Below are 5,788 nucleotides of genomic sequence, written 5' to 3'. Positions count from 1 at the left end.
CCCCTACTCCCCTACTCCCCTCTAACCAATCTTGTTCGGGATCCTGGCCTCTATCCTGCTGAAGGCGAAGACCAGAATGCCGGTTATCGTCATGTAGATCAGCGCCAGCAGCAGCAAGGGCTCGTAGGTGAGGTAGGTGTCCTGCCGTACTTTGGACGAAACGGCGAAGATGTCGATGACGCTGATCGTCGCCACCAGCGGCGTCGACTTCAATTGCAGCACGGTCTCGCCGGTCAGCGTCGGCAGCGCCCGGTAGATGGCTTGCGGCAGCCAGATCCGCCGGAACGCCTTCCAGCGGCTCATGCCGAAGGCGCGGGCGGCTTCGAGTTGCCCCTTGGGCACGCCGGCGAAGGCGCCGCGCATCACCTCGCCCTCATAACCGGCGAACGACAGGGTCAGCGCCAGCACGCCATAGGGCCAGGCTTGCCGCAGATATGGCCACATCCAGGATTCGCGGATCCACGGATATTGCGGGAACAGCGAACCCAGGCCGTAATAGAGCAGCCAGAGCTGGATCAGCAGCGGCGTGCCCCGGATCACCGTGCAGAACACCTTGGCGGGTGCGGCGAACCAGAACGAGCCGGCAGCCTGCGCCAGGCCAAGCGGGACGGCCAGCAGGAAGCCCAGCACGCAGGTGACGGCCAGGATCCACAGCGAGCGCCAGAGGCCGATCAAGCCCATTTCATAATATTGCGGCAGCCAGTCCCAGCGCATGAAAAAGGCGGCCGACAGAACAAGGCCCAGTGCGATCAGGATCAGCACGATGCGGTGCGGCTGCAGCCACAGCGACGTTCGCGCGACGACGTCGATGATGGTCGCCTCGTTGGCCATCAGCGCGCCTCCTTGAGCGAAGGCATGCCGCGCCGCGACCAGGTCTCGACCCGGCCGATAACGAGGTTGGAAAACAGCGACAAAAGCAGATAGAGCACGCCCGCCGCGAAAAAGAAGGTGAAATAGGCCTTGGTGACGCCCGCTGCCTGCCGCGTTGCCAGCGCCAGCTCGTAGAAGCCGACAACAGCCAATAGCGCGGTGTCCTTGGTGGCGATCAGCCAGAGATTGGCGAGGCCCGGAATAGCGAAGGGCAGCATTGACGGCAAGGTGATGCGCCGCAACATCAGGCCCGGAGACATTCCATAGGCGCGGGCGGCTTCGATCTGGCCCTGCGGAATGGCCAGGATCGCGCCGCGTATCACCTCTGTCGAATAGGCGCCCTGGACGAAGCCGAGCACGGCGATGCCGGCGGCAAGGCCGCTCACGTCGACGCGCTGATAACCCATGGCCGTCAGCGCCTGATTGATCAGGTCGGTGCCGGCGTAATAGAGCAGCAGGATCAGCACCAGTTCGGGCACGGCGCGCACGATGGTGGTGTAAACCGCCAGGAGATCGCGCACCACCGGCCCGCCATAAAGCTTGCCATAGGCGCCGCCGGTGCCGATCAGAAGGCCGAGGCACGTGGCGCCCAGCGCGATCTCGATCGAATGCAGCAGCCCAACCAGAAGCGCCCCGCCCCAGCCTGGCGGGTAGGGCGAGAGAAGCTCGGTGATGCCGGCCGCGGAGGCCGAAAGAAGTGCGTCGATCAGCGTCGCCCCCGAAGTGCTGACTAACCGCCGACGGCTGCGTCGGCGGCAAACATGCCTGGGAAAGATCGAGCAGGTGGGGCATGGCGCGACGCCACACCCCACAGCTCATACGAGGATCGTCAGTTCGACTGCGCGCCGCCGCCGCCGTAAATGTCGAAATCGAAGTATTTCTTCGAGATCTCGTCATATTTGCCGTTGGCGCGGATCGCCTTGATGCCGGCGTTGATTTTGCCCTTCAGGTCGGTGTCTTCCTTGCGCACGCCGGCGCCGACGCCCGGTCCGAGCACTTCGTCATCGGGAGCGACCATGCCCTTCAGGTCGCAGCAGGCTTTGCCCTGGTCGGATTTGAGGAATTCGCCAAGCGCGATGGAATCGGCCTGCACCGCGTCGAGACGGCCGGCGGCCAGATCGTTGTTGGCCTCGTCCTGGGTCTGGTATTCCTTGATCTCGGAGGCTGTGCTGCCAAAGTGCTTCTTGGCATAGACAGCGTGCACCGTCGACACTTGCACGCCGACGATCTTGCCCTTGAGGTCGTCCGGAGCGGAGCCGAATTTCTGGTCCTTCGGGCCGATGATCGCGGTCGGCGTGTTATAGTACTTGTCCGAGAAATCGATCGTCTTCGCGCGTTCGGCGGTGATCGACATCGAGGAGACGATGAGGTCGATCTTCTTGGTCGTCAGAGCCGGGATGATGCCGTCCCAGGCAACCGGGGTGATGACGCAATCGAGCTTCTCCTCGGCGCAGACGGCGTCGATGAAGTCGATCTCCCAGCCGATCCATTTGCCCGAAGCATCGGGCGAGGTGAAGGGCGGATAAGGCTCGGCGGCGACGCCGATCTTGACCGGATCGGCCTTGGCCACGCCCATGGCGGCGACGCCGAGCAGCAGCGCTGCGGCAAATGTCTTCAGAACGGTCTTCATTTCATGACTCCCAGTTTGTTGTTGGTTCCCGGTTTTCTTCCGTCCCGGCTTGCCTAGCCGATGTTGCGGATGAACTGCTTCAGCCTTTCGGATTTCGGTGCGCCGAAGATCTGCTCCGGCGGCCCTTCTTCCTCGACCAGCCCGTTGTAGAGGTAGACGACATGGGTCGCGACCTCGCGGGCGAACTTCATCTCGTGGGTGACCAGCACCATGGTGCGGCCTTCGCGCGCCAGGTCGCCGATCACCTTCAGCACCTCGCCGACCAGTTCGGGATCGAGCGCGGAGGTGGGCTCGTCGAACAGCATGACGCGCGGATTGATGGCCAGCGCCCGGGCGATCGCGGCGCGCTGCTGCTGGCCGCCCGACAGATAGGCCGGATAGACGTCGCGCTTTTCAGCCAGACCGACACGGGCGAGCAGCCTCTCGGCCTCGCCGATCGCCACATCGCGCTTGACGCCAAGCACATGCACCGGAACCTCGATGACGTTTTCGATCAGCGTCATGTGGCTCCACAGGTTGAAGTTTTGGAACACCATGCCGAGCTTGGAGCGGATGCGCTCGATCTGCTTGCGGTCGGCCGGAATGGTGTGGCCGTGGCTGTCGGCCTTGAGCTTGATCTCCTCGCCATTGACGCGAATGATGCCGCTGGTCGGGTTTTCCAGGCAGTTGATGCAGCGCAGCAGGGTCGATTTGCCGGAGCCCGAGCCGCCGATGATGGCGATGACCTCGCCGTCGCGCGCCGACAGCGAGACGCCCTTCAGCACATGCAGCTCACCGAACTTCTTGTGCAGGTTCTCGACATGGATGGCTTCGGCGGCGCCGTCCTGCGCCTTGCCGGATCGGACTGCGGCAGCTTCCACCACGCTCACCGGGTGACCTCTATCGGGTCGGCTGCGGTTCGTCGAACGTGTATCCGGCTAATTAACATATACGCTGTACTGCCCCGCTCCAGACTTCAGCATGGACCCAACGGCGAGAGCCCGTCAATCCTGCTTATTACGGCACTTGCGAGCTTGTTGTGCAAGTGTATAAATAGCCTTCCATGAAATTTTCTCGATTTTTTTCAGCGAAAAAGGACTTCGATGAGCGCTTTCGGATCACAGTCCATGGCGGCGCCGCTGCGCCGCGTGCTGATGCGGTCGGCGGCCAACGCCATGCGCAATGCCGACAGGGCTGCCTGGCACTATGGCCCCGGATTCAATCCGGCGAAAGCGGCATCGCAGCACGCGCTCCTTGCTGAACTGGTGGCGGCTTCCGGTGCCGAAATCGAATGGATCGAGGACACGGCGGATGGACTTTCGGACTCGGTGTTCACGCACGACCCGTCGCTGATGACCGATCGCGGCGCGCTGATTCTGTCCATGGGCAAGCCGTTGCGCGCCAGGGAGCCCTCGCTGCATGAGGAAACCTACCGAAGGCTGGGCATTCCAATCCTGGGCCGCGTCGAGGTTCCTGGCCAGGTCGAAGGCGGTGATTGCGTATGGCTCGATGCCCGTACGCTGGTGATCGGGCGCGGTGTCCGCTCCAACCAGGAAGGCATCCAGCAGGTTTCCAACCTGCTGACGCCGCTGGGCGTTTCCGTCTACGGCTTTGATCTTCCGCTGTGGCAAGGCGAAGAAGCGTGCCTGCATCTGATGTCGGTGATCAGCCCGCTGGCCGACGACCTCGCATTGGTCCATTCACCGCTTTTGCCGGCCCCATTCTATCAGATGCTGAAGGCGCGTAACATCCGGCTGGTCGAAGGCGACGCCGAAGAGTTCGCGGCTTCCAACGGCCTTAGCCTGAACGTGCTGCCGACCAGCCCACACAAGATCATTGCCGTCGCAGGCTTTCCAAAGACCAAAGCCGCGATGGAAGCCGCCGGCTGCACGGTCGAAATCTTCGAGGCGGATGCGCTCTGCATCGCCTGCGAGGGCGGGCCGACATGCCTGACGCGACCGATCCTGCGCCAATGAATATGCCATCCCGCCGCAGGTTCCGTCGCGAGGGCGAGGAGCGGCGGCGGCAGGATCTGATCGAGGCCACTCTGGACAGTGTGGCGGAACATGGCCTGCAGGGCGCCACCTTGCGCACCATCGCATTGCGTGCCGGCGTCACCGCCGGGCTGATCCGGCACTATTTTCCCGGCAAGGAAGAATTGCTGCAGGAAGCCTATGCAGCGCTGATGGGCCGCATGACCGAGCAGGCGAAAGCGGCTTTGGTCATGGAGAATGCCTCGCCTCGCCAGCGCCTTGCGGCTTTCGTCACCGCCAACCTCAATGCGCCGATTATCGACGCGCGGGTGTTTTCGCTCTGGGCAACCTTCATCGGCCGCGCCAGAGCGGATCCGACCTTGGCCCACGCCCACCGCGAAGGCTACCTTGGTTTTCGCAATGAGGTGGAAGCGGTTGTGGCCGAGGTGCTCGCCGCCGAACGGCGCAAATCGGACGCAAGCCAATTGCGCCACCATGCCATCGCGATTAATGCGATCATCGACGGACTCTGGATCGAAGGCTGCCTGGCCGGCGAGATGTTCTCGCCCGGCGAATTGGCGGCGATCGGCATCAAGGCCGTCGAGGCCGAACTAGGCCTCGCGCCGGAAGGGGAGGAAAACCAATGACGACACTCGGCGAAGCGCTCATTTCGCTGCTCGAAGCCCATGGCGTCGACACGGTCTTCGGGATTCCCGGCGTCCACACGGTAGAACTCTACCGCGGGCTAGCGCGCTCCAAGATCCGCCACGTCACACCGCGTCACGAACAGGGCGCCGGCTTCATGGCCGATGGCTACGCACGCGCCAGCGGCAGACCGGGCGTCGCCTTCGTCATCACCGGACCGGGGCTGACCAACACCATCACCGCCATGGGGCAGGCACGTGCCGATTCGGTGCCGATGCTGGTGATCTCAGGCGTCAACGCCACGCCGACGCTGGGCAAGGGGCTGGGCCATCTGCACGAATTGCCGGATCAGCGCGGCATGATGGAGAAGGTGGCGCTGTTTTCGCAGCGCGTTACCGAGGCTGGCGAATTGCCCGGCGCGCTGGCGCAGGCCTTCGCCCTGTTTTCATCGGCCCGGCCCGGCCCGGTGCATATCGAGATCCCGACCGACGTCATGGTCAAGCCGGCGGATGGCATCGCTGCCATGCTGAGCAATGTGACGCCGCCCGTGCCGGAAGGTGTCGCAATTGCCAACGCGGCCAAACTCATCAGTGCAGCGCGCCGCCCGCTGATCCTGGTCGGCGGCGGCGCCAAACGCGCCGAAGCGCCACTGCGGCGTCTGGCCGAACGGCTGGGGGCGCCGGTCGTCCAG

7 protein-coding genes are annotated in these 5,788 nt (G+C 63.7%); 3 read left to right on the top strand and 4 right to left on the bottom strand.

All coding sequences use genetic code 11. The annotated features are described in order from the left end of the window. Positions 1-21: 21 nt before the first annotated feature. The 4 genes from EN879_RS21975 to EN879_RS21960 all read right to left on the bottom strand — a co-directional run bounded on the left by EN879_RS21975 (position 22) and on the right by EN879_RS21960 (position 3,369). The gene (locus EN879_RS21975; protein ID WP_013528191.1) at positions 22-831 is read right to left on the bottom strand and encodes an ABC transporter permease; all 810 of its coding nucleotides are present in this window, start codon (positions 829-831) and stop codon (positions 22-24) included. Next, positions 831-1,544 (bottom strand): ABC transporter permease, encoded by a 714-nt coding sequence (locus EN879_RS21970; RefSeq protein ID WP_196815384.1) that lies wholly within the window; start codon positions 1,542-1,544, stop codon positions 831-833. The genes EN879_RS21975 and EN879_RS21970 overlap by 1 nt, the downstream gene beginning before the upstream one ends. Positions 1,545-1,699: 155 nt before the next feature. After that, positions 1,700-2,500, bottom strand: coding sequence for a transporter substrate-binding domain-containing protein (locus EN879_RS21965; RefSeq protein ID WP_063169843.1), 801 nt, complete (start codon positions 2,498-2,500; stop codon positions 1,700-1,702). Positions 2,501-2,553: 53 nt separating this feature from the next. Beyond that, positions 2,554-3,369, bottom strand: coding sequence for an ABC transporter ATP-binding protein (locus EN879_RS21960; protein ID WP_063169844.1), 816 nt, complete (start codon positions 3,367-3,369; stop codon positions 2,554-2,556). A 213-nt stretch (positions 3,370-3,582) separates the two neighbouring features. Between EN879_RS21960 and EN879_RS21955 the strand changes: the two genes are divergently transcribed. The 3 genes from EN879_RS21955 to EN879_RS21945 form a co-directional block, all read left to right on the top strand. Next, complete coding sequence (locus tag EN879_RS21955) at positions 3,583-4,455, top strand: dimethylarginine dimethylaminohydrolase family protein (protein WP_024501898.1); 873 nt, start codon at positions 3,583-3,585, stop codon at positions 4,453-4,455. Continuing rightward, a complete protein-coding gene (locus EN879_RS21950) occupies positions 4,452-5,099 on the top strand; it encodes a TetR family transcriptional regulator C-terminal domain-containing protein (protein WP_032809890.1) in 648 nt (215 codons plus the stop codon). Before EN879_RS21955 ends, EN879_RS21950 begins: the two co-directional genes overlap by 4 nt. Further along, a partial coding sequence (locus EN879_RS21945) for a thiamine pyrophosphate-binding protein (protein ID WP_245493848.1) occupies positions 5,096-5,788 on the top strand: 693 nt, incomplete at its 3' end. The genes EN879_RS21950 and EN879_RS21945, both read left to right, overlap by 4 nt.

This window comes from Mesorhizobium sp. M7A.F.Ca.AU.002.02.1.1 (assembly GCF_003998535.1).
Lineage (GTDB): Bacteria > Pseudomonadota > Alphaproteobacteria > Rhizobiales > Rhizobiaceae > Mesorhizobium > Mesorhizobium ciceri.
Note: the sequence above shows the minus strand (reverse complement) of the source record. Positions and strands in the feature narration are given on the sequence as shown.